General features: G+C 65.0%; 28 protein-coding genes. 16 read left to right on the top strand and 12 right to left on the bottom strand.

The genetic code is table 11. The annotated features are described in order from the left end of the window. Positions 1–25: 25 nt before the first annotated feature. Both E3T35_RS17570 and rmuC read left to right on the top strand, forming a co-directional pair. Positions 26–640, top strand: a complete 615-nt coding sequence (locus E3T35_RS17570; protein ID WP_134380323.1) for an exonuclease domain-containing protein — start codon at positions 26–28, stop codon at positions 638–640. Positions 641–729: 89 nt separating this feature from the next. After that, the gene (gene rmuC / locus E3T35_RS17565) at positions 730–2157 is read left to right on the top strand and encodes a DNA recombination protein RmuC (RefSeq protein WP_134380321.1); all 1428 of its coding nucleotides are present in this window, start codon (positions 730–732) and stop codon (positions 2155–2157) included. Positions 2158–2277: 120 nt separating this feature from the next. On the opposite strand, the gene glpX is transcribed toward rmuC, so the two are convergent. Next, a complete protein-coding gene (glpX, locus tag E3T35_RS17560; protein WP_092340794.1) occupies positions 2278–3210 on the bottom strand; it encodes a class II fructose-bisphosphatase in 933 nt (310 codons plus the stop codon). Positions 3211–3419: 209 nt separating this feature from the next. Here glpX and fbaA point away from each other — a divergent pair, with 209 nt between their 5' ends. Both fbaA and E3T35_RS17550 read left to right on the top strand, forming a co-directional pair. Next, entirely contained in the window at positions 3420–4445 is a 1026-nt protein-coding gene (gene fbaA, locus E3T35_RS17555; protein ID WP_092340701.1) for a class II fructose-bisphosphate aldolase, read from the top strand. Between the two features lie 4 nt (positions 4446–4449). Next, positions 4450–5025 carry a DUF6264 family protein gene (locus tag E3T35_RS17550; protein WP_134346318.1) on the top strand — a complete coding sequence of 192 codons (576 nt, stop codon included), beginning with the start codon at positions 4450–4452 and terminating at the stop codon, positions 5023–5025. A 62-nt stretch (positions 5026–5087) separates the two neighbouring features. Here E3T35_RS17550 and E3T35_RS17545 read toward each other — a convergent pair whose 3' ends face one another. Continuing rightward, the gene (locus E3T35_RS17545; RefSeq protein ID WP_134346418.1) at positions 5088–6128 is read right to left on the bottom strand and encodes a 4-hydroxy-3-methylbut-2-enyl diphosphate reductase; all 1041 of its coding nucleotides are present in this window, start codon (positions 6126–6128) and stop codon (positions 5088–5090) included. Positions 6129–6275: 147 nt separating this feature from the next. Between E3T35_RS17545 and xseA the strand changes: the two genes are divergently transcribed. The 5 genes from xseA (at position 6276) to E3T35_RS17520 (ending at position 10540) form a co-directional block, all read left to right on the top strand. Then, the gene (gene xseA / locus E3T35_RS17540; RefSeq protein ID WP_134346319.1) at positions 6276–7493 is read left to right on the top strand and encodes an exodeoxyribonuclease VII large subunit; all 1218 of its coding nucleotides are present in this window, start codon (positions 6276–6278) and stop codon (positions 7491–7493) included. A 5-nt stretch (positions 7494–7498) separates the two neighbouring features. Then, positions 7499–7753 carry an exodeoxyribonuclease VII small subunit gene (locus E3T35_RS17535; RefSeq protein ID WP_104089319.1) on the top strand — a complete coding sequence of 85 codons (255 nt, stop codon included), beginning with the start codon at positions 7499–7501 and terminating at the stop codon, positions 7751–7753. Beyond that, positions 7750–8403, top strand: a complete 654-nt coding sequence (locus E3T35_RS17530; RefSeq protein ID WP_166790002.1) for a DUF4245 domain-containing protein — start codon at positions 7750–7752, stop codon at positions 8401–8403. The genes E3T35_RS17535 and E3T35_RS17530 overlap by 4 nt, the downstream gene beginning before the upstream one ends. Continuing rightward, positions 8400–9050: a carbonic anhydrase gene (locus E3T35_RS17525; RefSeq protein ID WP_092340695.1), complete on the top strand. Its 651-nt coding sequence runs from the start codon at positions 8400–8402 to the stop codon at positions 9048–9050. Before E3T35_RS17530 ends, E3T35_RS17525 begins: the two co-directional genes overlap by 4 nt. A 65-nt stretch (positions 9051–9115) precedes the next feature. Continuing rightward, positions 9116–10540 carry an aspartate ammonia-lyase gene (locus E3T35_RS17520; RefSeq protein ID WP_134380319.1) on the top strand — a complete coding sequence of 475 codons (1425 nt, stop codon included), beginning with the start codon at positions 9116–9118 and terminating at the stop codon, positions 10538–10540. 53 nt (positions 10541–10593) lie between these two features. Here the strand turns inward: E3T35_RS17520 and E3T35_RS17515 are convergent, their stop codons facing one another. The 3 genes from E3T35_RS17515 to E3T35_RS17505 form a co-directional block, all read right to left on the bottom strand. Beyond that, positions 10594–11943, bottom strand: a complete 1350-nt coding sequence (locus tag E3T35_RS17515; RefSeq protein WP_370449178.1) for a PhoH family protein — start codon at positions 11941–11943, stop codon at positions 10594–10596. Between the two features lie 217 nt (positions 11944–12160). Further along, on the bottom strand, positions 12161–13282 hold the full coding sequence (locus E3T35_RS17510) for an aminotransferase class V-fold PLP-dependent enzyme (RefSeq protein WP_134380317.1): 1122 nt from the start codon (positions 13280–13282) through the stop codon (positions 12161–12163). Positions 13283–13343: 61 nt separating this feature from the next. Then, a complete protein-coding gene (locus E3T35_RS17505) occupies positions 13344–14129 on the bottom strand; it encodes an isoprenyl transferase (RefSeq protein WP_134346323.1) in 786 nt (261 codons plus the stop codon). Positions 14130–14198: 69 nt separating this feature from the next. Here E3T35_RS17505 and E3T35_RS17500 point away from each other — a divergent pair, with 69 nt between their 5' ends. After that, complete coding sequence (locus tag E3T35_RS17500; RefSeq protein ID WP_134346324.1) at positions 14199–14900, top strand: hemolysin III family protein; 702 nt, start codon at positions 14199–14201, stop codon at positions 14898–14900. A 6-nt stretch (positions 14901–14906) separates the two neighbouring features. On the opposite strand, the gene E3T35_RS17495 is transcribed toward E3T35_RS17500, so the two are convergent. Together E3T35_RS17495 and mca are read right to left on the bottom strand one after the other, a co-directional pair. After that, positions 14907–15170, bottom strand: coding sequence for a hypothetical protein (locus E3T35_RS17495; RefSeq protein WP_092340690.1), 264 nt, complete (start codon positions 15168–15170; stop codon positions 14907–14909). Continuing rightward, positions 15167–16015: a mycothiol conjugate amidase Mca gene (gene mca, locus E3T35_RS17490; protein WP_092340792.1), complete on the bottom strand. Its 849-nt coding sequence runs from the start codon at positions 16013–16015 to the stop codon at positions 15167–15169. The genes E3T35_RS17495 and mca overlap by 4 nt, the downstream gene beginning before the upstream one ends. A gap of 100 nt (positions 16016–16115) precedes the next feature. Here mca and E3T35_RS17485 point away from each other — a divergent pair, with 100 nt between their 5' ends. Both E3T35_RS17485 and greA read left to right on the top strand, forming a co-directional pair. After that, entirely contained in the window at positions 16116–16604 is a 489-nt protein-coding gene (locus E3T35_RS17485; protein ID WP_166790001.1) for a DUF4307 domain-containing protein, read from the top strand. Positions 16605–16710: 106 nt separating this feature from the next. Continuing rightward, positions 16711–17202: a transcription elongation factor GreA gene (greA, locus tag E3T35_RS17480; protein WP_092340688.1), complete on the top strand. Its 492-nt coding sequence runs from the start codon at positions 16711–16713 to the stop codon at positions 17200–17202. Between the two features lie 159 nt (positions 17203–17361). Here the strand turns inward: greA and ilvA are convergent, their stop codons facing one another. Next, positions 17362–18597 (bottom strand): threonine ammonia-lyase, encoded by a 1236-nt coding sequence (gene ilvA, locus E3T35_RS17475; protein ID WP_134346326.1) that lies wholly within the window; start codon positions 18595–18597, stop codon positions 17362–17364. A 3-nt stretch (positions 18598–18600) separates the two neighbouring features. Then, complete coding sequence (locus tag E3T35_RS17470; RefSeq protein WP_241987833.1) at positions 18601–20025, bottom strand: AI-2E family transporter; 1425 nt, start codon at positions 20023–20025, stop codon at positions 18601–18603. Positions 20026–20140: 115 nt separating this feature from the next. On the opposite strand from E3T35_RS17470, the gene E3T35_RS17465 reads away from it, so the two are divergent. Further along, positions 20141–21361: a winged helix-turn-helix domain-containing protein gene (locus tag E3T35_RS17465; protein WP_134346327.1), complete on the top strand. Its 1221-nt coding sequence runs from the start codon at positions 20141–20143 to the stop codon at positions 21359–21361. A gap of 79 nt (positions 21362–21440) precedes the next feature. Here the strand turns inward: E3T35_RS17465 and E3T35_RS17460 are convergent, their stop codons facing one another. From E3T35_RS17460 to E3T35_RS17450, 3 genes are all read right to left on the bottom strand, one after another. Continuing rightward, complete coding sequence (locus E3T35_RS17460) at positions 21441–22325, bottom strand: M48 family metalloprotease (protein WP_134380313.1); 885 nt, start codon at positions 22323–22325, stop codon at positions 21441–21443. Positions 22326–22336: 11 nt separating this feature from the next. Further along, the gene (locus E3T35_RS17455) at positions 22337–22903 is read right to left on the bottom strand and encodes a LemA family protein (RefSeq protein WP_092108227.1); all 567 of its coding nucleotides are present in this window, start codon (positions 22901–22903) and stop codon (positions 22337–22339) included. 187 nt (positions 22904–23090) lie between these two features. Continuing rightward, the gene (locus E3T35_RS17450; protein WP_134380311.1) at positions 23091–23675 is read right to left on the bottom strand and encodes a heme-binding protein; all 585 of its coding nucleotides are present in this window, start codon (positions 23673–23675) and stop codon (positions 23091–23093) included. 18 nt (positions 23676–23693) lie between these two features. On the opposite strand from E3T35_RS17450, the gene E3T35_RS17445 reads away from it, so the two are divergent. The 3 genes from E3T35_RS17445 to E3T35_RS17435 all read left to right on the top strand — a co-directional run bounded on the left by E3T35_RS17445 (position 23694) and on the right by E3T35_RS17435 (position 26001). Continuing rightward, the gene (locus E3T35_RS17445) at positions 23694–24422 is read left to right on the top strand and encodes a cysteine hydrolase family protein (RefSeq protein WP_241988899.1); all 729 of its coding nucleotides are present in this window, start codon (positions 23694–23696) and stop codon (positions 24420–24422) included. Positions 24423–24517: 95 nt separating this feature from the next. Then, positions 24518–25270 (top strand): ABC transporter ATP-binding protein, encoded by a 753-nt coding sequence (locus tag E3T35_RS17440; protein ID WP_134380309.1) that lies wholly within the window; start codon positions 24518–24520, stop codon positions 25268–25270. Continuing rightward, positions 25267–26001 (top strand): ABC transporter permease, encoded by a 735-nt coding sequence (locus E3T35_RS17435; protein WP_134380307.1) that lies wholly within the window; start codon positions 25267–25269, stop codon positions 25999–26001. The genes E3T35_RS17440 and E3T35_RS17435 overlap by 4 nt, the downstream gene beginning before the upstream one ends. Positions 26002–26075: the final 74 nt, after the last annotated feature.

Genomic DNA, 26075 nt, shown 5'->3' with positions numbered 1-26075 from the left:
TCGGTGGCCCGTGAGACCATGAGGCGTGCTGAATTTCACCGCGATCGATTTCGAAACCGCCAACTCCTCGGGCGCCTCGGCGTGCTCAGTGGGGATGGTGAAAGTGCGTGACGGCGTGGTCGTCGATTCGGCCTACTGGCTCATCGCACCCCCGCCCGGCCACGACGAATTCTCCGAGTGGAACACGCGCATCCACGGCATCACCGCAGCGGATGTCGTGGATGCCGCCAGCTGGGCCGAGCAGCTTCCGCAGCTGGTCGCCTTCGTCGGCGACGACTATCTCGTCGCCCACAACGCCGGTTTCGACCTCGGCGTGGTCAAGACAGCATCGCTCGTGACCGGCCAGCCAGTGCCCGATTTTCGTTACGTCTGCAGCCTGCAGGTTTCTCGCCGTACCTACCATCTGGACTCCTACCGCCTGCCGGTCGCGGCCATGGCGGCCGGGTTCGAGGACTTCTCGCACCACAACGCGCTGGCCGACGCCGAGGCGTGTGCGGCCATCATGATCCATGCGGCAGGGCGTCACGAGGTCGACACGATCGAGCAGCTGGCCCACGTGACCCGGGTCAAGATCGGCGTGATCGGGCCAGCGGCCACCAAGGAGCACGCGTCGACGCACGGGCCGATGGCGCTCAACTAGCGGCGCTCAGCCGGCTGGATTGGCTCGGGCATGTGGACCGGTCCGAGTGTCATTCCAGCGATGTCAGTGGTCGCTGGCAGACTTAAAGCATGGATCCACTGCTGAGTTTGATCATCGGTCTCGTCGTCGGTGCCGCGCTGGGCGCCCTGTTGACCGTGGTGGTGCTGCAACGCAACCGCGCGCGCCCCACCGCTACCGGGGGTGACGACCCGGCCGTGCTCGAAGCCCGTCATCAGGTAGCCCTCGCCGAGGTACGAGCGAGCGAGGCCACGGTTCGCGCTGCCCTGCAGAGTGAGCTGTCGGCCGCTCTCGCCACCGTCGACGGTCTCTCGGCGCAGATCGACCACGACCGGGCCACGTCACGTGAGGCCGTCGAGCGCCAGCGGTCAGATCAGCAGTTGCAGTCCGAGCGGGAGAAGCGCGAGCACCTCGTACTCGAGGCCCTCAGCCCCGTTCGTGAGACGCTGCGCACCATGCAGGAGAAAGTCACCGAGCTCGAGACGCAGCGCAGTGAACAGTACGGTTCGCTCTCGCAGCAGCTCAAGCAGGCGCAAATTTCGGATCAGCAATTACGGGTGACCACCGAGTCACTCGCGAGTGCCCTGCGTTCCAACAGCACCCGTGGTGTCTGGGGCGAGACCCAGCTGCGGCGCGTCGTCGAAGCTGCCGGTCTGGCCCAGTACGTCGACTTCAACACGCAGACCAATATCACGACGGATGCCGGCCTTGGCCGTCCCGACATGGTCGTACGGCTGCCCGGCAATAAGTCGATCGCGATCGATGCCAAGGTTCCGCTGGAGCACTACATCGAAGCCAGCACTATTCCCTACACGGCCACAGGCGAAGAGGGCGCCCGCCGCAAGCTGCTGATCGACAAGCACGTGAAGGCCGTGCGTGCGCACATTGACGCGCTCGCCAAGAAGACCTACTGGGAAGGCTTCGATGCCAGCCCGGAGTTCGTGATCGCCTTCATTCCGAGCGAATCCCTGCTGTCCGCGGCGCTCGAGGCCGACCCGTCAATTCTCGACTACTCGTTCAGCAAACGAGTTGCCTTGGCCTCACCGGTGAACCTGTGGGCGGTGCTGAAAACGGTGGCCTTCACCTGGCAGCAGCAGGCCGTCACCGATGAGGCGCAGAAACTCTTCGACCTCGGCAATGCCCTGTACCAGCGGCTCGGTGCGCTCAGCGGCCATGCCGAGTCGCTGCGCAAGGCGCTCGAGCGCACGGTGGACAGCTACAACAAATTCGCCAACTCACTCGAATCCCGGGTGCTCGTAACCGCTCGGCAGTTTCCGGGGATCGACCAGACCAAGATTGGGCTGCTCACTGAACCGGCAATCATTCACGATTCGCCGCGCAAGCTGACCGCGCCCGAGTTGGAGGCGCCGGCATCTGTTTCCGACGAGCTGGACCTGCCCGTTCAACTGGACGGCGCTGAATTGAATGAGGCCAGACACAGCGTGATCGACCGGCGTCTCGCTGATGCCGACGAATCGGATTCCGAGGTACACGTGTAAGTCGGTGACAGAGAGTGTGAACGAAGAACCGCACGCCCCAAGTCTGAACAAACAGACCCGAGGCGTGCAGTTTGCGTTACGAGCCCGTCTTGCAGGCGAGCTCCGAGCCGGTCGAAGCGACTACAGCCACTTCTCGGCAAGGTGCTCGGCGATGACGCGACGGGCCGTGCCCGAACGCGAGCGCAGCACGATGCTTTCGGTACGGATCATCGGGCCCTTGCGACGCACGCCGTCGACGAGTCCGCCGTCGGTCACACCGGTCGCCACGAAGAACGTGTTGTCCCCGCTGACCATGTCGTCGATTTCGAGCAGCTTGTCGATGTCGAGGCCGGCCGCGACTCCGCGAGCACGCTCAGCGTCGTCCTTCGGAGCCAGGCGTCCCTGCATGTAGCCGCCGAGCGCCTTGAGCGCGCAGGCTGTGGTGATGCCCTCCGGGCTTCCGCCGATGCCGACGCACATGTCAATTCGGGTCTCGTAGCGCGCAGCGTTGATACCGCCAGCCACGTCGCCGTCGAGCATGAGGCGGGTTCCGGCGCCGGCGCTGCGAATCGCGTCGATCAGGCCGGCGTGGCGGGGGCGGTCGAGTACGGCAACCGTCAGCTCTCCGACTGGTTTCTTCACTGCCTTGGCAAGCTCACGCAGGTTGTCGGCGATCGACTGGTCGAGGCTGACGACGCCGCGACCGGCTGCACCGGTGACGATCTTGTCCATGTAGAAGATCGACGAGGCGTCCAGCATGGTGCCGCGGTCCGACACGGCGATGACGGAGACGGCGTTCTGGCGGCCTGCTGCGGTGAGGCTCGTTCCGTCGATGGGGTCCACGGCGATGTCGCAGGCGGGGCCGCGGCCGTTGCCGACGTGCTCACCGTTGAAAAGCATGGGGGCTTCGTCTTTTTCGCCCTCACCGATGACGATAAGTCCGTCGAAGTTGACGGTGCCGAGGAAGGCGCGCATGGCGTCGACGGCGGCCTTGTCGGCGGCGTTCTTGTCGCCGCGGCCAATGAAGGGCACGGCACGGATAGCGGCGGCCTCGGTGGCGCGCACGAGCTCCATCGCGAGGTTACGGTCGGGGTGTTGAAACAGAGTGGCGGTCTCGGTGCTGTTCAAAAGGTCCTCCCGGACGTAAGTTCGACTTCGAATACGACGGATGCGCGGCGGGTCGCGCGGATTGTCCGCCCGAGTCACCTTATCGCGCACGGACCACGCCGAGGCGGGCGTGGCTAGACTCGGGTCACACCCCCGCACACTTTCGAGGAGAAGCAATGCCCATCGCAACCCCCGACCAGTACGCCGCCATGCTCGACAAAGCGAAGACAGGCGGGTTCGCCTACCCGGCGTTCAACGTGTCCTCGTCGCAGAGCATCAACGCCGTCCTCCAGGGCCTCACCGAAGCCGGATCCGACGGCATCATCCAGGTCACCACCGGCGGCGCCGACTACTTCGCCGGCCACACCGTGAAGAACCGGGCCTCCGGCGCGCTCGCCTTCGCCCGTTTCGCGCACTCGGTCGCCGACAACTACCCGATCACCGTGGCACTTCACACCGACCACTGCCCCGAGGGCGCGCTCGGTGACTTCGTCATTCCGCTCATCGAAGCCTCGGAGTCTGCGGTAGCCGATGGCGGCAACCCCATTTTTCAGTCGCACATGTGGGACGGGTCGGCCATCGCGCTGGACAAGAACCTGGATATCGCCACTGACATCCTCAAACGCACCCGCGCGATCAACGCCATTCTCGAGGTCGAGATCGGCGCCGTCGGCGGCGAAGAGGACGGCGTGCAGGCCGACGTCAATGAGAACCTGTACACGACGCTCGACGATGCGATCAAGATGGTCGAGGCCCTCGGCCTCGGCGAGCAGGGCCGCTACATGGCCGCCCTCACCTTCGGCAACGTGCACGGCGTGTACAAGCCCGGCAACGTGAAGCTGCGCCCGGAACTCCTCAAGCAGATTCAGACCGGCCTGTCCGCCAAGTTCGGACTCGCAGCGCTGCCTCTCGACCTGGTATTCCATGGCGGCTCAGGCTCGACCGATGCCGAAATCGCCGAAGCCGTCGCCAACGGCGTCGTCAAGATGAACATCGACACCGACACCCAGTACGCCTTCACCCGCTCGATCGCCGACTACATGCTCAAGAACTACGACAGCGTGATCAAGGTCGACGGCGAAGTCGGCAACAAGAAGGTTTACGACCCGCGCGCCTGGGGCAAGGTGGCCGAGTCGGCCATGGCCGCTCGCGTGGTTGATTCCACCCGCCAGCTCGGCTCCGCCGGGCACTCAAACAGTTAGAGCAATGACAGACAACCCGGACTCCGTTCCACCACCCGCGAAAGACCCACGCCCGCGCCCCCAGTACGGCGAACTCGCCCCTGAAGGCTGGACCTGGCAGCCGCCGCAGGACACAAACCGGGTTGACCCCGCTCCCTCCCCCACTGCCGGGGCGGGAGCGGGAACACCGTCGCCCAACAATCAGCAGGCTCCCGCGGCGGTGGCCGGACCGCGAACCGTTCCCGGCTGGGACCGCCCGTGGACCATCGGCCTACTCGCCTTCGGACTCCTGGCAAATGTCTACGGCGTATTCTCGTTAGGCGGTTTCCCGGTGGCCATGCAAATGTTCTACACGCAGGAGGGCCTGGGAACGTACGATCCCGCTGCATCCATCGGTGCGATTACGACGTCCGGCGCAATCGTGCTGATATTCGTCTGGCTCGCCGCGGCAGCGATATCCGTGCGGCTGCTGCTGCGTCATCGACGGGCTTTCTACGTGCCGATTGTCGGTGGAGCCGTGTCCCTCGTCGTGCTGTTCGCGTTCACCGTGGCTGCACTCTCCATCGACACGACCTTAATAGAGTTTCTCAGCCGCCAGTAACGCAGTGCGCAACCCCGAGGGACGGAAACGATCGCGCTCCCGCCCTTCGGTTGCTCGGCCGTCTACTCGGCGGCGTCGGCGCGACCGCCGAAGGCACGGGCATCCGTTTCGCCCGAAAGGTCCTTGCGCAGTTCCTTGGGCAGCGAGAAGATCAGGTCTTCTTCGGCCGTCTTGACCGGCACAACGTCGGCATAGCCGGCATCGGCAAGAGCGGCGAGCAATTCGTCGACCAGTTCTTCGGGAACGGATGCCCCGCTCGTCACGCCCACGGTGGCCGCGTTGTCGAGCCACTCCTGCTTGACCTCGCTCGCGAAGTCAACGCGGTAGGCAGCTTTCGCGCCGTATTCCAGAGCTACTTCGACCAGGCGCACGGAGTTCGACGAGTTGGCGGAGCCGACCACGATCACGAGGTCGGAGTCGCGCGCGACCTTCTTGATGGCGACCTGGCGGTTCTGGGTGGCGTAGCAGATGTCGTCGCTGGGCGGATCCTGCAGGTTGGGAAAGCGCGCCCGCAGTCGGCGCACGGTCTCCATGGTCTCGTCGACGCTGAGCGTGGTCTGGGACAGCCAGACCACCTTGTCGGGATCGCGCACGACAACGGTGTCGGCTTCCTCGGGGCTGCCGACGAGCGTGGTGTGCTCTGGGGCTTCACCGGCGGTGCCCTCGACCTCTTCGTGGCCTTCGTGGCCGATCAGCAAAATCTGAAAGTCGTCGCGGGCAAAGCGCACGGCTTCGCGGTGTACCTTGGTCACGAGCGGGCAGGTGGCGTCGATGGCTTGCAGTCCGCGCTCGGCGGCCGCGTTGACGACGGCCGGCGAGACCCCGTGGGCGCTGAACACGATGTGCGCACCATGCGGCACTTCGTCGACCTCGTCGACGAAGATGGCACCCAGATTTTCCAGCTCGGAAACCACATGAATGTTGTGCACGATCTGCTTGCGCACGTACACGGGGGCGCCGTAGTGCTCGAGCGCCTTCTCCACGGCTATGACCGCGCGGTCGACTCCGGCGCAGTAACCCCTCGGGGCAGCGAGCAGCACCCGCTTATGTCCGACCACCGGGGTATCCTTAAGCCTGTTGCGAGCGCTGGGAAGGCGCGGCATGCCCAGGCCAATAGAAGTCGGCTTGCTAGTAGTGTGCGCGCTGGTGTTCACCGCCTCAGTCTACGCACGCACGACCGAAGAACTCTGGGAGGATCCGCCTGTGCCCAACGCCAGTGCCACGATCAGCACCACCGCCAGGATCACCGCATGACGGATGCCCCCGCCACCGTCGAAACGCCGTGGCCGGTCGCCCTGCTCTCGGGCAAGATCCGCGGTTACATCGAGCGGCTCGGCATGGTCTGGGTCGAGGGCGAGATCACCCAGTGGGGTGCCAGCGGCGGCAACGTCTACGGCAAGCTCAAAGACCTTTCTGAAGACGCCACCGTGAGTTTCACGATCTGGTCGTCGGTGCGCGCCAAACTGACCGCTGATTTCAAAGCCGGTGACCGCGTTGTTGCCCTGGTCAAGCCCAACTTCTGGGTCAAGGGCGGCACGCTGACCATGCAGGCCTTCGAGATGCGGCACGTTGGGCTCGGCGACCTGCTCGAGCGACTGGAACGCCTGCGCAAACAGCTCGCGAGCGAGGGCCTGTTCGATGCCTCTCGCAAGAAGCGCCTGCCGTTTCTGCCGCACTGCATCGGCCTGGTGACCGGCAAAGATTCCGACGCCGAGAAAGACGTCATCCGCAACGCGCAGCTGCGCTGGCCGGCCGTGAATTTTCGGGTCGCGCACGCCGCGGTGCAGGGTGACCGTGCCGTCGGCGAGGTGACCAGCGCGATCCAGCGGCTCGACGCCGACCCAGAGGTCGACGTCATCATCGTCGCCCGTGGCGGCGGCGACTTTCAGAACCTGCTCACCTTCAGCGACGAGAGCCTCGTGCGTGCCGCCGCTGCCTGCATGACGCCAGTGGTGAGCGCGATCGGACACGAGGCCGACCGTCCGCTGCTCGACGACGTCGCCGACCTGCGAGCCTCTACCCCCACGGATGCCGCCAAACGCGTCGTTCCCGACGTCAGCGACGAACTGAACCGGGTGCAGCAGGCCAGGGCACGCCTGAGCAGCCGGCTCACCGGCATCCTCTCGTCGGAAATCGACCGCATTTCACAGCTGCGCAGCCGTCCGGCGCTGGTCGACCCGCGCTGGATCATCGACTCCCGCAGCGAAGACCTCACCCGCTACGTGGCGCGCGGCGCCGAACTCACCGGGCGCGTTCTCGAACGCGCCGGGGCCACGGTGGTGGAACTGCGTTCCCAGCTGCGCGCCCTGTCGCCCCAGGGCACCCTCGACCGCGGCTACGCGATCGCCCAGCTGCCGAGCGGCCACGTGCTGCGCAGCGCCGACGACGCCCCGGAAGGCACCGAACTTCTGCTCACCCTGGCCAGCGGCACCGTTCCCGCCACCACCAACGCCGCCGCGTCGAAATAAATAGAATGGATGCCATGACCTCGCCCGCCGCAGACACCAGTGAACTCAGCTACGAACAGGCCCGCGATGAGCTCATCCGCGTGGTGAACGAGCTCGAACAGGGCTCGAGCACCCTCGAGCAGTCGCTCGCACTGTGGGAACGCGGCGAAGCCCTCGCCCGCCGCTGCGAAGAATGGCTGATCGGCGCCAAAGCCAGACTGGATGCCGCCCGTCTGGCAGCGACGGCGCCCGCCAGCGAAGACACCGCGACCGCCAGATGAGCCGCGCCCCTAAACCGCCGCGCGTTGTCGCCGAACTCGGCCGGCCGGAGACTCCGCAGGAGACCGCCGACCGGCTCGCCGAGAATTCGCGCAAGTACCGCTCGCACAAGACGGTGAACAATCTGGTGCTCTCCCTGCTCGTCACCGTGGGCGCTGTGCTCGTGCTCGTGCTGCTGGTGCCGCGCAATGACAACCCGATCACTCGCGACATCGACTACGCGAGCATCGCTGCCCAGACGCAGCCCGTCGTGGACCACGCCCTCGCGAGCCCCGTATTGCCGGGCGGCTGGAGCGCCAACGACGCCGAGTGGCGGGCCGGCACTAACGGCCAGGTACCCTCCTGGTACATCGGGCTGCTCACACCCGACAACCAGTACATCGGCTTCAACCAGGCCTTCGACGCCAACCCCACCTGGCTCGCCCAGAAACTGCCGGACTCCCCCGTCGTCGACACGGTCAGCATCGCCGGAGTCACCTGGGACGTTTACCGCAACAGCGCGGCTGCCGCCGATCGCGGCAACTTCGACTATGCCCTCGTCACCACCGCCGGCACGAGCACCTACGTGCTCATCGGCACGGCACCCACCGGCGACTTCGAGACCCTCGCTACCGCGCTGGCGCCCAACGTGGCAGAGAACGCCGCCGAATGAACCGCGCCTGGACGACTCCCCCGTCGCCGGCTGAGGCCTGGAACGAACTGCGCGAGGGCAACGTGCGCTTCGTCGCCGGTACCCCCCGGCACCGCGAAGATGTCGACCGACGGGCAGAGCTCGTCGGCCAGCAGACCCCGCACGCCGCCCTGTTCGGCTGCAGCGACTCCCGACTCGCCGCCGAGATCATCTTCGACCAAGGTCTCGGCGACCTGTTCGTCGTGCGCAACGCCGGCCAGATCATCTCCGAATCCGTGCTCGGCTCGCTCGAATACGCCGTCGCGGTGCTGCACGTTCCACTCATTCTCGTGCTCGGGCATGACGAGTGCGGTGCGGTGCGCGCCGCCATCGATTCGCAAGGCACGGATGCCCCGCCCCTGCCCGTTCACATCAATCACGTTATCGAAAAGATCGTTCCGGCGGTGCGTCGCGTGAGCGGGGTGACGGCATCCGCTTTTCTGGACCCTCAGCTGGTCGATGCCGGCCACGTGGGCCGGGAACATCTCAAAGACACGGTCACCGAGATGCTCGAGCAGTCCGAGTTGATCAGCGCGGCCATCGCAGAAGGTACATTGGCTATCGTCGGTGCGAATTACGTTCTTCGCGAAGGGCACGCCGACCCCAACATCGTGGTGGGCGTCATTTAGACCCGCCGCTTCACAATCGCGCACCCGTTGCGCACAGCACGACTCTCATACAGCACCGAAAGGGAATGCACATAGTGGTGGACACCTCCGCAAACGCCGGCTACCGGATCGAACACGACACGATGGGTGAGGTCCGGGTTCCAACTCACGCACTCTACGGTGCCCAGACGCAGCGAGCCGTGGAGAACTTCCCGATCTCGGGTTCCACGCTCGAGTCCGCGCAGATCGCAGCTCTCGCTCGCATCAAGAAGTCCGCAGCTCTCGCCAACGCCCAGCTCGGCGTGCTGGAGCAGGACATCGCTGACGCGATCGCCGCGGCCGCCGACGAGGTCATCACCGGCCAGTACGACAACGAGTTTCCGATCGACGTCTACCAGACCGGCAGCGGCACCAGCTCGAACATGAACATGAACGAGGTCATCGCGACCCTCGCGACCCGCGCCCTCGGCCGCCCGGTGCACCCGAACGACCACGTCAACGCGAGCCAGTCCTCCAACGACGTGTTCCCCACCTCGGTGCACATCGCCGTCACGAGCGCCCTGATCGACGAGCTCATCCCCTCGCTCGACCACCTCGCGGTCGCGTTCGAGTCCAAGGCTGAACTGTGGAAAGAGGCCGTCAAGGCGGGACGCACCCACCTGATGGACGCCACTCCGGTCACCCTCGGCCAGGAATTCGGCGGCTACGCCCGCCAGATGCGCCTCGGCATCGAGCGCATTCGCACAGCGCTCCCCCGCGTCGCCGAGGTTCCGCTCGGCGGAACCGCGGTCGGTACCGGCATCAACACGCCCTACGGTTTTCCGCAGCTGGTCATCGAGCTGCTCGTTCAGGAGACCGAGCTGCCGATCACCGAAGCGCGTGACCACTTCGAGGCCCAGGCCAACCGCGACGGCCTCGTCGACGCTTCCGGAGCCCTGCGCACCATCGCCGTCTCACTGACCAAGATCAACAACGACCTGCGCTGGATGGGCTCAGGCCCGAACACCGGTTTCGGCGAGATCAACATCCCCGACCTGCAGCCCGGCTCGTCGATCATGCCCGGCAAGGTCAACCCGGTCATTCCGGAGGCCGTGCTCATGGTCTGCTCGCGCGTTATCGGCAACGATGCCACCATCGCCTGGTCCGGCGCTTCAGGCTCATTCGAGCTCAACGTCGGTATCCCGGTCATGGGAACCGCCCTGCTCGAATCGATCCGCCTGCTGACCAACGCCACCCGCGTTCTGGCCGACAAGACCGTCGACGGCCTCGTCGCCAACCTCGAGCACGCTCGTGCGCTGGCCGAGAAGTCGCCGTCGATCGTCACCCCGCTCAACCGGGTCATCGGCTACGAAGCCGCCGCCAAGGTGGCCAAGAAGGCCGTCGCTGAGGGACTCACCGTGCGTGAGGCCGTCATCGCCCTGGGCCACATCGAACGAGGTGACCTGACGCTCGCCGAGCTCGACACTGCCCTCGACGTGCTCAGCATGACGCGTCCCCCGCAGCAGAAGTAACAGCACGACAAAGCGCCCGGCCCCGCGAGGGACCGGGCGCTTTGCCGTACCAGCTACATGACCTCGTTGCCCTCCAGCATCTCGGTCACGAGGGCGGCGATCGCGCTGCGCTCCGAACGGGTCAGGGTCATGTGCGCAAACAGCGGATGCCCCTTCAACGTTTCAATCACGCTGGCCACACCATCGAAGCGGCCGACCCGCAGATTGTCGCGCTGGGCGACGTCGTGGGTGAGCACCACGCGCGAGTTCTGACCGATGCGGCTCAGCACGGTCAGCAGCACGTTGCGTTCAAGCGACTGTGCCTCGTCCACGATCACGAAGGCGTCGTGCAGGGACCGACCGCGAATGTGAGTGAGCGGCAGCACCTCGAGGATGCCGCGCTCCATCACCTCCTCGACCACGTTCTCCGAGACGATCGCGCCGAGCGTGTCGAACACCGCCTGCGCCCACGGCCCCATCTTCTCGCCCTGGTCACCGGGCAGAAAGCCGAGGTCCTGCCCGCCGACCGCGTACAGCGGCCGGAACACCATGATCTTGCGGTACTGCTGGCGCTCGAGCACGGCCTCCAAGCCCGCGCAGAGAGCGAGCGCCGACTTACCGGTACCGGCTCGTCCGCCAAGCGACAGAATGCCGATCTCCGGGTCGAGCAGCAGGTCGATGGCCAGTCGTTGCTCGGCCGACCGTCCGTGCAGCCCGAAGACGTCACGGTCGCCGCGCACGAGCTTGAGCGTGCCGCGACTGGTCACCCGGCCGAGGGCCGACCCGCGATCGGAGTGGATGACCAGCCCGGTGTTGATCGGCATGTCCTGCACCGTTCGCGAGTCGAGCGTCTCTTTGTCGTAGAGCACGCTCATCTGCTCGGCGCTGAGGGTGATCTCGTCCATACCGGTCCAGCCGGAATCGACCGCGAGTTCGTGCCGATATTCATCGGCAGCGAGGCCGAGGGATGCGGCCTTCACCCGCAGCGGCAGGTCCTTCGAGACGACGGTCACCGTCATTCCTTCGTTGGCCAGGTTCAGGGCCACGGCGAGAATGCGCGAATCGTTGTCGTTCAATTGCAGGCCCGACGGCAGCACCGACATGTTCGAGTGGTTTAGTTCCACGCGCAGGCTGCCGCCCTCGCCAACCGGAATCGGAAAGTCGAGGCGTTCGTGCTTGAGCCTCAGCTCGTCGAGGTTACGCAGCGCCTGCCGAGCGAAATACCCGATCTCCGGGTCGTTGCGCTTGGACTCCAGCTCGCTGATCACCACCACGGGCAAGACAACGGCGTGCTCGGCAAAGCGGAAAATCGCTTTCGGATCTGACAGAAGCACCGAGGTGTCCAACACAAAGGTGCGCTCGGTTTGCGAAGCGGATGTCTCCACCCGGTCAGTCGCATTAAGGTCGGTTCGATTAGCGGTCACAGCCACTCCCACCCTGCGTCACGAGGACGCGGATCACTTTGGCGAGCTGGCCATCAAGCAATTCTCGAGCCGTACTTATATGGCCGTCTCGATCAGGTGCCGTACCTGATAAAAGTGACGCTACGACTTACCGGCGCAAAATGGAACCCGACACGCCCACCGAAATCTGACGTTCACCTGACGTTGGGGCAGACGCAGAGTCTGGGCCGCGGTGTTGCTAGTAGGTAGCGGCGAGCGTGTAGGCGGTGAGTGCACCCCTCAGCATGGTTACCGTGTCAGGGTCGAGGGCCGCGTGCACGCTGAGCCGCACGGTGGCGCCGCGGGTGGTCGCGGTGATGCCGTGGTTGTGCAGGCTGGCCACGAGGGTGGTCAGCAGCTCAGCCGGCGGCTCGAGTACGACGATGCCCGCCCGTTCGCGAACATCGCGGGGCGAGACGATCTCGATGACGAATTCGTCGACGAGTTGGATGATCTGCGAGACGTTGTCATTCATGGCGGTCTGGATGACGTCGACACCGACGTCGGAGATCTGCTCGAGGGCCGCTGCGAACCGGGCCTGCGCGATGGAGTCGCCGTTGGTCACCCGGAAGGCTCTGGCTGCGCGGCTCGGCGGGGTCACCTCGTCCCACGGCTCGTCGGTATCGGTGCCGACGTAGCCCGAATACACCGGCACGAGGCGTTCCAGCGCCCGTTCGCTGAGGGCCAGAAAGCCGGTGCCCCAGCCGGCCCGCGTCCATTTCTGTCCACCGGAAGCGACAACATCCGCTGCCTCGTAGGCGGCATCGACGATGCCGAAGCCCTGGATAGCGTCGACGATGAGCAGGCGATCGCCGATGACTTGACGGATGCCCTCGAGGTCAGCCCGATAGCCGGTTCGGGAATCGACGAGGCACACAGCGACGGCGGCGACGGCCGGGGTGAGCTGGTCGCGGATCTGCCCCGGAGTGACGCGGCCGTGCTCGGTCTGCAACCAGAGCGGAGTGACCACGTGCAGGGACTCAGCGGCCCGAACTGCGGCAAACGGCACGCTGGGAAAGTCCCCCGCAGATAACAGCACCGAACCGGTCAGACCGAACATGGCCTGCATCAGACCCGAGCTGGTGTTGGGCTGCAGCACGACCTGTTCAGGCGTGAAACCGGTGAGAGCGGATACCGCGGTGCGCGCACGCAGATCCTGCTCGGCGAGGTGGTCGAGGCTGCCGTAGCGGGCACGCGAGAGCACCTCGGTCTGGCCGAGGGTTTCGGCGACGACGGCGTCGGAGAGCGGGCCGACCCGGCCATAGTTCAGATAGCCGGGTTCATCACGAAAGCCATCGGTGAAGCTCAGGAGCGAATTCATGCTTGGGTCCAATCAATTGGAAAACGAATACTCCCCCGTTGGTCTCACCCCGCCAACGGGTCTAGCCGCCGAACCGGCGCTGCCGGCGGGAAAAGTCGCGCAATGCCCGAAGAAAATCGATCTGACGCAGGTCGGGGCCGAGCGCCTCGACGAAGTAGAACTCGCTGTGCGCGCTCTGCCACAGCATGAAGTCGCTCAGCCGCTGCTCACCCGAGGTGCGAATCACGAGGTCGGGGTCGGGCTGACCGCCGGTATACAGGTGCTGGCCGATCAGTTCGGGCGTGAGCGTCTCAGCGAGGTCCTCCAGCGTGCCACCGTGCGCGTGGTGGGTGGCGACGATGCTGCGCATCGCGTCTGTGATCTCGGTGCGCCCGCCGTAGCCGACCGCGAGATTCACGTGCAGGCCCCTACGGTCGCTGGTGCGGGCATCCGCTGCGTCAAGGGCTGCGACCAGCGGAAGGGGCAGGCCGGCTTTGGACCCCACCTGCTGCACCCGCCAATCGCGATAGTGCGAGAGCTCTTCGGCCAGATCGGCGATGATCTCGATTAGATCGGCGAGTTCGTCAGCGGGCCGCTGGGTGAGGTTGTCGGAGGAGAGCAGGTACAGGGTGACGACCGAAACTCCGAGGTCGTCGCACCATTCCAGAAATTCGCGCATCTTCGCGGCACCGGCACGGTGACCGTGTGCGGCCGTCTGAAACCCCAGTTGTCTGGCCCAGCGGCGGTTGCCGTCGATGATCATGGCCACGTGACGGGGCAGATGCTCCGGCGTCAGTCCGCGTCTCAGGCGGCGCTGATACAGCCTGTAGAGGAGGCCGCGCGCTGAGGGAACTTGGGGTTTCTGCACACAGTTACGCTAGTCCACTCCGACGGGCCTTCGGGGCACGCGGGGCTCGCCCTGTCGTATCCTTGCAGCATGGCCACCGAGCGCGATATCCCCAATCTGCCGCTGATCGAGGCGGCTGACGCCCATCCGGAGGATGTGAAACCGACCTGGCGTGGCTGGATTCACGCGGGAACTTTTCCCGTCACGATCGTGGCCGGAATCGTGCTGCTGGTGCTGGCTGAGGGGTCGGCGGCCAAAATCAGCTCGGCCGTGTTCGTGCTGAGCTCGATGCTGCTGTTTGGCAATTCGGCGCTCTACCATCGCTTCAACTGGCAGCCGCGCACCCGCATCATTCTCAAACGCATCGACCACGCCAACATTTTTTTGCTGATCGCCGGGTCGTACACGCCGATCACCGTGCTCGCGCTGCCGCCGGAGAAGGCCACGCTGCTGCTCTGGCTGGTCTGGGGCGGCGCCGGGCTCGGCATCATCTTTCGGGTGTTCTGGATCCACGCGCCGCGCTGGCTCTACGTGCCGCTCTACCTGGTGCTCGGTTACGGCGCGCTGTTGTTTATCGTGGACTTTTTTCAGGCCAACGCCACCATGATGACGCTCATTCTGATCGGCGGGCTCTGCTACACCGTCGGAGCGGTCGTTTACGGGCTGAAGAAGCCCAACCCGGTTCCGGGTGTGTTCGGATTTCACGAGATCTTCCACACCCTGACGGTCGTGGCGTTCCTGTGTCATTTCGCGGCGATTCTGTTGATCGCCACGCATCCGCTCTACCCGTAACGCTGGTTATTCGGGCTTGTCGCCCGGGGTCTTCGGTGTGCTCTGGTCGGCGTCACGCTCGGCGATTTCGGCTTCGAGCCGGGCGGTGATTTCCGCGCGGTAGGTGGTGCGGCGGATGCGACGCACCAGGTCGAAACCGAGCAGCAGGGTCGCCGCTCCGATCAGGAAGACGACGATGAACCCGACGACACCGGGGGTGACAGTGTTCGGGTCGAAATCGGGGTCGGGGGTCGGTGTGACGGCGAGTACGACGTTCAACAGGGAGATCATTCGTTGTCCGGGATTCCGGCGAAGAGATCAGATTCAGGCATTGCGGTGTCTACTTTCGATTCGACGAGTTGGAAGTCTTCGTACGGCCAGGCCTCGCGTACCAAATCGTTCGGCCAGAAAAAGAAGCTGCTGTCGGGGGCGACCTGGCTCGCGTGCGAGCGCAGGGCCTCGTCGCGCGCTTCGAGGAAGTCTCCTGCCGGCACGTGAGTGGTGGCCAGCTGCGGGTAATTCTCCATGCGTTCCCGAGCCGCCCCGAGCGGTTCCAGCAGCGGAGAATCGGGCTCGGCGACGCTGAGCGCCAGGTACATCGCATCGATGCGCTCGAGGTTGAAAATGCGGTCGTAATAGAGCTTGTCGATCTGCCACGGCTCGCCCGACTGCGGGTACCGGTCGGGGGCAGCGGCCGCGCGAAAAGCTTCGAGGGAGACCTCGTGGCAACGGATGTGATCGGGGTGCGGGTAGCCGCCGTTTTCGTCGTAGGTGATCAGAACCTGGGGACGAAACTCCCGCACCAGCGTGACCAGGGGTTCGGCCGAATACTCCAGCGGAATATCAGCGAACGAGTTCGGCGGCACCGACTTGTCCTCGTTCATGCCGGAATCCTCGAAGCCGAGCCAGCGGTGCTGGACCCCGAGGGCACGCTGCGCGCCCAGCATCTCGAGGCGGCGGAGGCCTGAGATATCGCGCTCAGCCATGGCATGGCCGTTCAGGGCCGGGTTCAGGATGCTGCCCCGCTCGCCGCCCGTGCAACTCACGATCATCACCTCGGCGCCAAGGCTGCGGTAGTAGGCATACGTTGCAGCGCCCTTGCTCGACTCGTCGTCGGGATGGGCATGCACAGCCATCAGTCGCAGCGTCACCATACTCCTCAGGAATGCCGGATAACCTTAGGCCAGATAACCTAGTTACCAGCCTAATCGCTCCCGTGAAAGTGTGAAATCGCCAGTGCCCCAAAACAGCACGCCTGCCGGAGTTCAGCCGAGCCGCGAGCCCTACCGCCTGGACGAATCCGAAGGCACGTCGGCCCCCACGCCGATCGAGAGTGCCGTGATCCAATCGCGCTACGGGCGTACACCCGATCGCAAGCGTCGCGACCGACGGATCCTCTGGGCTCTGGGCGGTATTTTTGTGCTGGTACTCGGAGCGTGGGTGTTGTGGACCGGTCTGGATGGAGCATCCACTCAAATCGAGGCACGCGATATTGGGCACACCATCATCGATGAGCACACCGTCAGCGTGACGTTCGAAGTGTCGCTCCCAGTGAACCGCACGGCGAGTTGCGCGGTGCAGGCCCTCAACGAAAGCTATTCTGTGGTTGGCTGGAAGATCATCGATCTGCCGCCGTCGACGCTGTACAACCGGTCATTCACCGAGATTTTACGTACCACCGACCTGAGCAACACTGGTTTGATTTACGAGTGCTGGCTGACCTAAACTGACGTATTCGCCTCGGCAATCGTCGGGGCGTCGACTGTATCCGCGACCTTCGGGCTTTTCTGCGCTCGGGCGTCACATTCGACCGTAATAAAGGAGATCACTCGTGACAACCGACACAACGGTCACCTGGCTAACTCAGGAAGCCCACGACCGCCTCGCAGCGGAACTGGCGACACTGAGCAACTTCGGCCGGGGTGACATCGCGAAGAAGATCGAATCTGCTCGCGAAGAGGGCGATCTCAAGGAGAACGCCGGCTACCACGCGGCCAAAGAAGAGCAGGGCAAGATGGAGGCGCGCATTCGCACCCTCACCGTGCTGCTGCGCACCGCTGAAGTCGGCCACGCCCCCGAAAGCAACGGCATCGTCGTTCCCGGCACCGTTATCACTGCCACGATCGCCGGCGACGAGAGCCGTTTTCTGATCGGCAGCCGCGAGATCGGCGCCAACAGCGACCTCGACGTATTCAGCGAGCAGAGCCCGCTCGGCGCAGCCATCATCGGCCTGAAGGTGGGCGCGAAGACGAGCTACACCACGCCGAACGGCAAGGAAATCACCGTGCACGTCACCAACGTGGAGACCTTCACCGGAGCCTGACCGACCCGACCCGACCCGTCGGTTTAGCACCACAACTCCTGCAATTTGCTGACGGGGCAGAAAAGATGCCCGGAATTCCGGGCATCCGTTGGGGAACGGTCACAAAATGCAGGAGTTATACGCGGGGGCCGGGCCCGTAACGGGAGCCCGGAAGCGCGGCTAGTCGATCTGCGGGTCGTAGCCGGCCGCGCGCAGGGTGTCGACGACGTGCTGGCGGTGCTCTGGCCCCCGTGTTTCGACGCTGACGTCGAGCTCGACCTCGCTGAGCTGCAGGCCGACGCCGTGCCGGGTGTGCAGTACCTCGATGACGTTCGCGGTGGCCTCGGCCAGCAGCTCGGAGATTCGCGCGAGCTGGCCGGGGCGGTCCGGCAGCATGATGCGCAGCGTGAGGTAGCGGCCAGACGCGGCGAGGCCGTGGCTGATCACCCGCTGCATCAGCAGCGGGTCGATGTTGCCGCCGGAGAGGATAGCGACGGTCGGCCCCGCGGGCGTGACCTTGCCGGCCAGGATGGCGGCGACCGCCACGGCTCCGGCCGGTTCCACGACGAGCTTGGCGCGCTCGAGCAGCACGAGTAGCGCCCGGGCGGTGTCGTCCTCGCTGACGGTGACGATCTCGTCGACGGCGTCGCGCACGATCTCGAAGTTGAGCAGTCCCGGTTTGGCGACGGCGATGCCGTCGGCGATGGTCGGCAGCATGCTGATCATCGTGGCTTCACCGGCCTCGAGTGAGGGCGGGTAGGCGGCGGCGTTCTCCGCCTGCACCCCGATGATGCGGATGCGGCGCCCATCGCGTGCGGCGCGCTGCTTGAGCGCACTGGCCACCCCGGAGATCAGGCCGCCGCCGCCGATGGGAACGATGACCGTCTCGAGGTCGGGAACCTGGTCGAGGATTTCGAGGCCGAGTGTGCCCTGCCCGGTGACAACGTCCACGTGGTCGAACGGCGGGATGAGGATCGCCCCGGTCTCGCGGGCATATTCGGCTGCGGCGAGCAGCGGTTCGGTCACGGTCGTGCCGCGCAGGATGACCTCGGCGCCGTAGTCCCGGGTGGCCGACAGCTTGGGCAGCGCGACGCCGACTGGCATGAAGATGGTGGCTTTGATGCCCAGCTCACGGGCAGCGAAGGCCACGCCCTGGGCGTGGTTGCCGGCCGAGGCCGCGACGACGCCGCGGGCTTTCTCTTCGTCGGTCAGTTTGGACAGCCGATTGTAGGCGCCGCGAATCTTGTAGGAGCCGGTTCGTTGCAGGTTCTCACACTTGAGGTACACCGGCGCTCCCAGCACGTCGGCGAGGTACCGCGAGCTCTCCATCGGTGTCACATCGGCGACTTGGGCGACAACCGCGCGCGCCGCCTCGAACTCAGCGAGGGTGGGTGCGACGAGGGTGGTCTCTGGCATGTCTTAGTTCTCCGAACTGTCCTGCGGCGCGCGAGGTGCGCTCAAATCTGAGGGGGTCCTGCGGGCTGAGCCATCACGAGCCGTGCGGATGCTCCGCGGACGCACCCGCGCGGTGCGTTCCGGTGCACCGCTCGAACGGTAGCCGGGTCTGCTCTGCGGCACTGTCTGCCACAGCACCGATCCGGTCGGAGGCACCGCCGTCGGCGGACTCGACCGCCAGGTACCACCGGCAATGTAACTGGTCATCGCGTTCAAAACGGCGGCTATCGGTACGGCGAACAGGGCGCCCGGAATGCCGGCGAGCAACGCACCGGCGGCAACCACGAGTACGACAGCAAGCGGATGCACCTTCACGGCCGTTCCCATGATGAGCGGCTGCAGAACGTGGCCTTCAACCTGCTGCACGAGCAGAACCACTCCGAGCATGCCGAGGGCGACAGCCCAGTTGTTGAAGATCAGGGCGATGATAATGGCGACAGAGCCGGTCGCCACGGCACCGACGATGGGAATAAAGGAGCCAAGGAACACCAGAATACCAATCGGGATGGCCATCGGAACCCCGAGCAGAGCGGCACCGACACCAATACCGACGGCGTCGATGGAGGCCACCAGAATTTGCACCTTGGCGAAGTTTCCGAGGGTTGTCCAGCCGGCGATGCCGGCGCCGTCGACGGCGGCGCGGGCGCGCAGGGGAAAGAATCGCACGATCCAGGCCCAGATGGCCTTGCCGTCGATAAGAATGAACAGCAGGCTGAACAGCGCCAGGAGCAGGCCGGTGAGCAGATGCCCGAGGGTGGTACCGACCGAGAGGGCGCCGCTGATGAATACGGCGCTGTCGTTTTGAATCGCTTTCCACCCTTGATCCAGATAGCTGCTGATCTCCTGTTCGGACAATTGCAGCGGTGAGGCCGCGAGCACTGACTTGAGGCTGTCGAAACTTGCCGTGAGGCGATCGCTCAAGCCGACCGTGCCCTCAGCGATCTGGGTGGAAGCCAAAGTGACCAGGCCGGCGACGAGCACAAGCGTGCCCAACATCGCAACGGCTACGGCAAGCCCCTTGGGCCACCGATGCCGTACCAGAAAGGCCACGAGGGGAACCAGCAGCGCGGACACCAGCACCGCGACCAGCAGCGGAATGATGATGAGGCGTAGCTGAATGATGAGAAAAATCAGAATGGCGATAGCCGCGGCGATCATGATCAGGCGCCAGGACCACGCTCCAGCCAAGCGGATGCCGGCTGGCAGATTCTCGTCAACCCCGTTGGGCACGGGGGCCGGGGTCACCACCTCAACCGGGGTGAGGAGGAGTTCGGAACCGGCCTGATCGGCGCTCGCCCGTGCACGCTCAGCACGGGCTCGCTGAAGACCCTGCCGGCGGCGCAGACGTAGCAGGGCGCGCGCGCCCGGATTGCCCGTAGATTCACTCACTTGCCCAGTCTAGGACTGCTGCGTGGCCTCACGACGCGATCCTCACGTGCGGCGTAACAGATGATTGCGCCGCCCGAATGGCCGGTATACCGCTTCGCCGGATAGAGTCGAAAAGATGGTTCACACAGTCTCCCCCGCGACGATTTCCCCCGCACTGGCGCGGCGAATCGCGTTGGCCGCGCAGGGGTTCGGCGCCCGCCCGACGACTCCCGTCGGTATCCGCCAGCTGACCGCCCTGGTGAACCGGCTCGAGCTGCTGCAGATCGACTCCGTGAACGTCTTTGAACGCAGCCATTATATGCCGGCCTTCAGCCGCCTCGGCCCGTACGACAAGTCCCAGCTTGACCGCCTCACGACCGGACGCGAGGCCCGTTTCACCGAGTACTGGGCGCACGAAGCATCCTTTCTGCCGACCGACGTCTGGCCGCTGTTTCGCTGGCGCATGCACCAAAATCGGGACCGGTCGGCGCGCACCGTGGGCAACTGGTCGAGCGCCAACCAGAAGATGCTGGCCTGGCTGCTGGCCGAACTCGCCGCCAACGGCCCGATGCGTGCGAGCGAGATCGAGCACGACGCCAACAAGCGCAGCGGCCCGTGGTGGGGCTGGTCCGACGTGAAGACCGGGCTCGAAGTGCTGTTCCGCTGGGGCGACGTGGTGAGCGCTGGGCGCATCCGCTTCGAACGGGTCTATGCCCTGCCCCAGCAGGTCTTCTCGCCGGAGCTGCTCGGCCAGGATATTTCAGAAGCGGATGCCCACCGCGAGCTGGTGCGCCGCTCGGCCCGTGCCCACGGCATCGGCACCGTGAAGGACTTCGCCGACTACTTTCGGCTGAAGTCAGCACCCGCCCTGGTGGCCATTCGGGAGCTGGCCGACGCTGGCGAGCTTATTCCGGTGGAGGTGCCGGGCTGGGGGCCGCGCGGCACGGTCGGGGCGGCCTGGCTGCATCGGGACGCCAGACTCCCTCGCACCATGGACGCCCAGGCGATCCTGTCACCGTTCGACCCGGTGGTCTGGGAGCGCGCCCGGGCGCTGCGGTTGTACGACTTTCACTATCGCATCGAGATCTACACCCCCGAACCAAAGCGGATCTTCGGGTACTACTCGCTGCCGATTCTGCTCGGTGATACGGTCGTGGGTCGGGTTGACCTCAAAAACGACCGGCAGGCCGGGGTGTTGCGCGTGCAGGCGGTCTGGGCCGAGCCTGCAGCGCCAGCGGATTCCGCGGGCCGGCTCGCGCAGGTGCTGCGGGAGGCCGCGCTGTGGCAGGGGCTCGGTGAGATCGTGGTGGCACCCCGCGGCAACCTCGCCGACGGCCTGGCCGCCGAACTTCAGTAGGCGCGTCGCCATCAAGTCGCTGGTCGAGCTCGTCGAAACCGCCATCGACCGACGCGCACCGGTTTGGGGGACGGTTAGGTCAGAACTTGCTGCCCATGGCGGTGAGGCGCGCGATGCGGTCCTCAAGCGGCGGGTGCGTAGCGAAGAGCTTCGCCATTGCGCCCTTTTTGAGCGGGTCAGCGATCCACAGGTGCGCCATCGAGGTGTTCTGCTTCTTCATCGGGCGACCGTATTCGCCGAGCTTAGCCAAGGCTGAGGCGAGTGCATCGGGGTGGCGCGTGGTCAGCGCGCTCGTGGCATCCGCTAAGTATTCGCGTTGGCGGCTCACGGCGAGCTGAACGACCGTCGCAATCAGCGGAGCCACGATCATGGCGACGAGGCCGAACACCATGACAACGGGGTTGCCGTTGCTGTTGTTGTTGCGCCCGAAGAACGCCATGCGCAAGAAGATGTCTGACACGAAGCCGATGGCCACGACGAGTCCGAAGACGATCATCGAGAGCCGAATGTCGTAGTTACGCACATGGCCCATCTCGTGGGCCATGACGCCCTCGAGTTCGGCGTCATCCATGATGTCGAGCAGGCCTGTCGTTGCCGCGACGATCGCGTGCTTGGGGTCGCGACCGGTCGCGAACGCGTTCGGGGCCGGGTCGTTGATGATGTAGACCTCAGGCATGGGTGTGCCCGTCGTGATGGAAAGATTTTCGACCGTGCGCCACAGCCTCGGGTGGTCGGATTGGCTGTTGACTCTGATTCCGCCGCTCATCGAGATGGCCTGGCGTCCCGCCGCGTAGTACTGAATCAGCGCATAGGCCGACGCAATGACAAGCGTGAGAATAAGGGCGGTATACCCATTCATGCCGTAGGCCACGCCCGCAAGCCAGCCGAGGCCGGTGATCAGGGCGAGAAAAAAGATGATGATGAAGACGGTGTTGCGTTTGTTCTTGGCGATCGCGCTGTACATCTAGTGCTCCGTTAGAACTGCACGCGGGGCGGCTCCGCAATCGCTGCGGAATCGGCCACCTCGAAGAATTCGCGTTCGGTGAAACCGAGGTTCACGGCGAAGAGGTGGTTCGGGAACACCTTAATCTTGGTGTTCATTTCGCGCACGCCACCGTTGTAGAAACGGCGTGCGGCCTGGATTTTGTCCTCGGTGTCGACGATTGCACCCTGCAACTGCAGGTAGTTCTGGCTGGCTTGAAGCTGCGGGTACGCCTCGGCGACGGCGAAGATGCTCTTCAGGGCGGTCTGCATGTGATTCTCAGCAGCGGATGCGTCGGCCGGACCTTGTGCAGACAGCGTCTCGGCCCGAGCCTTGGTCACGTTCTCAAACACGCTTTTCTCGTGCGCTGCGTAGCCCTTGACCGTTTCGATCAGGTTGGGCAGCAGGTCGGCACGACGCTTGAGCATCACCGTGATGTCGCTCCACGCTTCGTCGACGCGCACGTTGAGCGTGACGAGGGAGTTGTAGGTCGACCACAGGTAGATACCCACGATGGCGACGAGTGCGACAACGATCAAAACCGGGATGAGCCATTCCATGGCAGCGTCTCCTTGCAAATTGGCGAGATGTGTACGTTGGCACGGAGACATGAACTGGCCAAAAACGACCCCCCGTGCGTACCTGCCAATACTAACCGCGACCCCGGAGGCTCCCACCCGCTTCCCATGACACTCCAAGCAAGCTCAAGGCGCGTAGGGATTTCCGGAAAGGCAGGGCGAGCGCTGCTCAGCCGGGCTCTTCGACGTCCAGCAGTACCTCGTTGCGGCGTAGAAACCATGGCTTGAACGGCGGGTCGAATCGGGCGAATCTGGGTGCCCCCAGGGCTGTGAGGCCGGCGGCGCCGAGCGCCGCGTGTAACTCCTCGAGATGCTGTTCGTATCGAGTCTGAGTCCAGCGTCCACTGAAGCGGAGGGCACCGGCCAGGCTGGCGGGCACCGTGCGTAGGTGCACGGTCGGGTCCGTGGGTTGCGGCGCGGTCTCGGCCGTCATCGCCTTGGGCAGCACGAAAGCCACCCGGAACTGTTCCCCGGCCGCAGCGCCAGAGACATCTTTCACGCTCTGCTGCAGTACCGGCGCGGTCATCGCGATCTTTTCGGCGGCATCCGTTTGCAGCACTGGCGCCGTCATGGCGACTTTACGAAGTGACTGGTTGGCGCCGGTGATGTACGCGAACAGGTAGCGAAAGGCCCGATTACCGGCGTCTTCGAATGGGCCATCGATGGTGACCTCGGCCACCAGATGCGCGGGGTATCGGCGCAATTCGAAATCCTCATATTGCTTCACAATTTGGTAGGGCTGTTGCTCGGTCACGCACCGAAGCTACTGCAGATGACTGGGTTCTCGCTCCCAAGTGCGGCCGTCAAGCCACTCACCAGCGTGCGACACCAAGACATCTGGCGCGATTTCATCGTTCACTGTCGCTTCGGCCACTGTTCTGTTCGAAGAGAATCCGCTTCGATGGATCTCATGAGTCAGAAACAGAACCGCGAGCGCCAAGCCCTGATCGTGATCGACGTGCAGGAGGGATTCAACGACACCGCTTTCTGGGGAAATTTTTCCAACCCCGAGTGTGAAGACAAGATCGAAACCCTCCTCACCGTGTGGAGGGCACACGACTGGCCCATCATCGTCGTGCGCCACGACTCCGAATCGCCGGAATCAACGCTGCATCCCAGCCAGGACGGAAATCGGCTCATGTCCTTCATCGCCGACGCGGCCCCAAGTCTCTTCGTCACGAAACAGGTCAACTCGGCTTTCTACGGAGATCCCGCGCTGCACGAGTGGTTGCAGGCGCATGACATCGAAGGCTTGGTTATCTGCGGCATCCAGACCAACATGTGTGTCGAAACCACGGCGCGAATGGCCGGAAATCTGGGCTACGACGTCGTGGTCCCACTCGACGCCACAAGAACTTTCGACTTAACCACCACGGTTCCGGGTCTGGGAACGATAAGTCGTAGCGCTGATGAACTCATGGCCACGACCGCATTGAACCTGCAGGCCGGCGGCTTCGCACGTATCGCCACCACCGAGGAGATCACGGCCTCTCTGCAGTGAGTTCGTTGCGATGACAGACGTATGGGTCATCGGAGCCCGCCAAAACCGCCCATTGTGGGCTTGACACGGCGGGTGCAGCGGCGGAGAGTTCGACCATGGTGAACGAATCCGCCCCCGCGGTCGACGTGACCGATCTGCACGTGCGACGGGGGAAGCATCCGGTGCTGCACGGGTTGTCGGTCAGTGTTCCCCGCGGCGTCGTGGTGGGCCTGCTGGGCCCGAGCGGATGCGGCAAAACCACGCTCCTGCGAACGATCGTCGGCGTGCAGGTGGTGCAGTCCGGTACGGTGACGGTGCTCGGCCGGGAGGCGGGATCGGCGTCGCTGCGCCACCGGGTGTGCTACGTGACGCAGGATGCCAGCGTCTACGACGACCTCACCGTGCGCCAGAACCTGCAGTATTTCCGCGCCGTGCTGGGGGCCCCGCGCACCGACGTCGACCGGGTACTGGCCCTGACCGACCTCACGTCTCAGGCGGGTCAGCTGGTCGGGTCGCTCTCCGGCGGGCAGCGCAGCCGGGTGTCGCTCGCCGGCGCCCTGCTCGGCTCCCCCGATCTGCTCGTTCTCGACGAACCGACCGTGGGCCTCGACCCGCTGCTGCGAGTCGAACTATGGACGCTCTTTCATCAGCTCGCCGCGTCGGGAACGAGCCTGCTCGTCTCCAGCCACGTGATGGACGAAGCCAGCCGCTGCGACCGGCTGCTGCTCATGCGGGACGGCGAGATTCTGGCCGATGACACCCCGGCGGGGTTGCTGGCTTCGACCGGCACCGCGGATACCGAGGGGGCGTTCCTGGTGCTGATCGCGCGGCATCCGCTTGCCGGTCCCGGCGACGGGAGCCACTCATGAATCCGCAGCGCACCCTCGCGACTGCCGGTCGGGTACTCAGCCAGGTGCGGCACGACCCGCGCACGATCGTGCTGCTGCTCGTGGTGCCGAGCCTGCTGATCGGGCTCCTGGCCTGGATCTTCTCGGACACCCCGGTATTCGCCACGATCGGGCCGGGCATGATCGCGCTGTTTCCCTTCATCGTGATGTTTCTCGTGACCAGCATCACCACCCTGCGGGAACGCCGCACCGGCACACTCGAGCGCCTGCTGTCGATGCCGCTCGGCAAGGGCGATCTCATTCTCGGCTACACGCTCGCGTTCGGGCTGCTCGCGGTGGCGCAATCGGCCGTCGCCGTGGGGTTCGCGGTGTGGGTGTGCGGGTTGGAGATCAGCGGATCGCTCTGGCTGCTGCTCGCCGTCGCGGTAGCGGATGCTGTGCTCGGCACGACCCTCGGCCTGCTCGCCAGCGCGTTCGCTCGCACGGAATTTCAGGTGGTGCAGTTCATGCCAGCGCTGGTGTTTCCGCAGATTCTGCTCGGCGGCATCTTTCTGCCTCGCGACCAGCTGCCCGATGTGCTGCGGGCCATCAGCGACTGGTTGCCGTTGTCACACGCGATCGACGCCCTGCAGGCGGTCGCGACCGACTCGCAGAATGCCGCCTATGTGGGCGGGGAACTGATCATTATCGGCGCCTGGATCGTGGGAGCCGTCGTGCTCGGCTCGGTGACGCTGCGGCGGCGCACGCCATGAGGCCGGTCAGGGGGCGCTGAGCCGGGTCTCCGCTCCCCACTCAAACACTCGCAACTCCGCGGAAAACCCGACCC

This window comes from Cryobacterium sp. TMT1-2-2, assembly GCF_004403505.1.
Classification (GTDB): Bacteria; Actinomycetota; Actinomycetes; order Actinomycetales; family Microbacteriaceae; genus Cryobacterium; species Cryobacterium flavum.
The sequence above is the reverse complement of the archived record's forward strand: the minus strand, read 5'-3'. Positions and strand labels throughout refer to the sequence as shown.

Excerpts from the sequence above, each read along its gene's own strand:
- E3T35_RS17465 (WP_134346327.1), top strand. The coding sequence starts at position 20,141 with ATGGTTCACACAGTCTCCCCCGCGACGATTTCCCCCGCACTGGCGCGG.
- E3T35_RS17525 (WP_092340695.1), top strand. The coding sequence starts at position 8,400 with ATGAACCGCGCCTGGACGACTCCCCCGTCGCCGGCTGAGGCCTGGAAC.
- glpX (WP_092340794.1), bottom strand. The coding sequence starts at position 3,210 with ATGGAGCTCGTGCGCGCCACCGAGGCCGCCGCTATCCGTGCCGTGCCC.
- E3T35_RS17550 (WP_134346318.1), top strand. The coding sequence starts at position 4,450 with ATGACAGACAACCCGGACTCCGTTCCACCACCCGCGAAAGACCCACGC.
- E3T35_RS17520 (WP_134380319.1), top strand. The coding sequence starts at position 9,116 with ATGCACATAGTGGTGGACACCTCCGCAAACGCCGGCTACCGGATCGAA.
- E3T35_RS17455 (WP_092108227.1), bottom strand. The coding sequence starts at position 22,903 with ATGGAATGGCTCATCCCGGTTTTGATCGTTGTCGCACTCGTCGCCATC.
- E3T35_RS17510 (WP_134380317.1), bottom strand. The coding sequence starts at position 13,282 with ATGAATTCGCTCCTGAGCTTCACCGATGGCTTTCGTGATGAACCCGGC.
- E3T35_RS17530 (WP_166790002.1), top strand. The coding sequence starts at position 7,750 with ATGAGCCGCGCCCCTAAACCGCCGCGCGTTGTCGCCGAACTCGGCCGG.
- E3T35_RS17440 (WP_134380309.1), top strand. The coding sequence starts at position 24,518 with ATGGTGAACGAATCCGCCCCCGCGGTCGACGTGACCGATCTGCACGTG.
- fbaA (WP_092340701.1), top strand. The coding sequence starts at position 3,420 with ATGCCCATCGCAACCCCCGACCAGTACGCCGCCATGCTCGACAAAGCG.
- E3T35_RS17460 (WP_134380313.1), bottom strand. The coding sequence starts at position 22,325 with ATGTACAGCGCGATCGCCAAGAACAAACGCAACACCGTCTTCATCATC.
- E3T35_RS17535 (WP_104089319.1), top strand. The coding sequence starts at position 7,499 with ATGGATGCCATGACCTCGCCCGCCGCAGACACCAGTGAACTCAGCTAC.
- rmuC (WP_134380321.1), top strand. The coding sequence starts at position 730 with ATGGATCCACTGCTGAGTTTGATCATCGGTCTCGTCGTCGGTGCCGCG.
- mca (WP_092340792.1), bottom strand. The coding sequence starts at position 16,015 with ATGGCTGTGCATGCCCATCCCGACGACGAGTCGAGCAAGGGCGCTGCA.
- ilvA (WP_134346326.1), bottom strand. The coding sequence starts at position 18,597 with ATGCCAGAGACCACCCTCGTCGCACCCACCCTCGCTGAGTTCGAGGCG.
- E3T35_RS17500 (WP_134346324.1), top strand. The coding sequence starts at position 14,199 with ATGGCCACCGAGCGCGATATCCCCAATCTGCCGCTGATCGAGGCGGCT.
- E3T35_RS17495 (WP_092340690.1), bottom strand. The coding sequence starts at position 15,170 with ATGATCTCCCTGTTGAACGTCGTACTCGCCGTCACACCGACCCCCGAC.
- E3T35_RS17545 (WP_134346418.1), bottom strand. The coding sequence starts at position 6,128 with ATGCCGCGCCTTCCCAGCGCTCGCAACAGGCTTAAGGATACCCCGGTG.
- E3T35_RS17445 (WP_241988899.1), top strand. The coding sequence starts at position 23,694 with ATGACTGGGTTCTCGCTCCCAAGTGCGGCCGTCAAGCCACTCACCAGC.
- xseA (WP_134346319.1), top strand. The coding sequence starts at position 6,276 with ATGACGGATGCCCCCGCCACCGTCGAAACGCCGTGGCCGGTCGCCCTG.
- E3T35_RS17435 (WP_134380307.1), top strand. The coding sequence starts at position 25,267 with ATGAATCCGCAGCGCACCCTCGCGACTGCCGGTCGGGTACTCAGCCAG.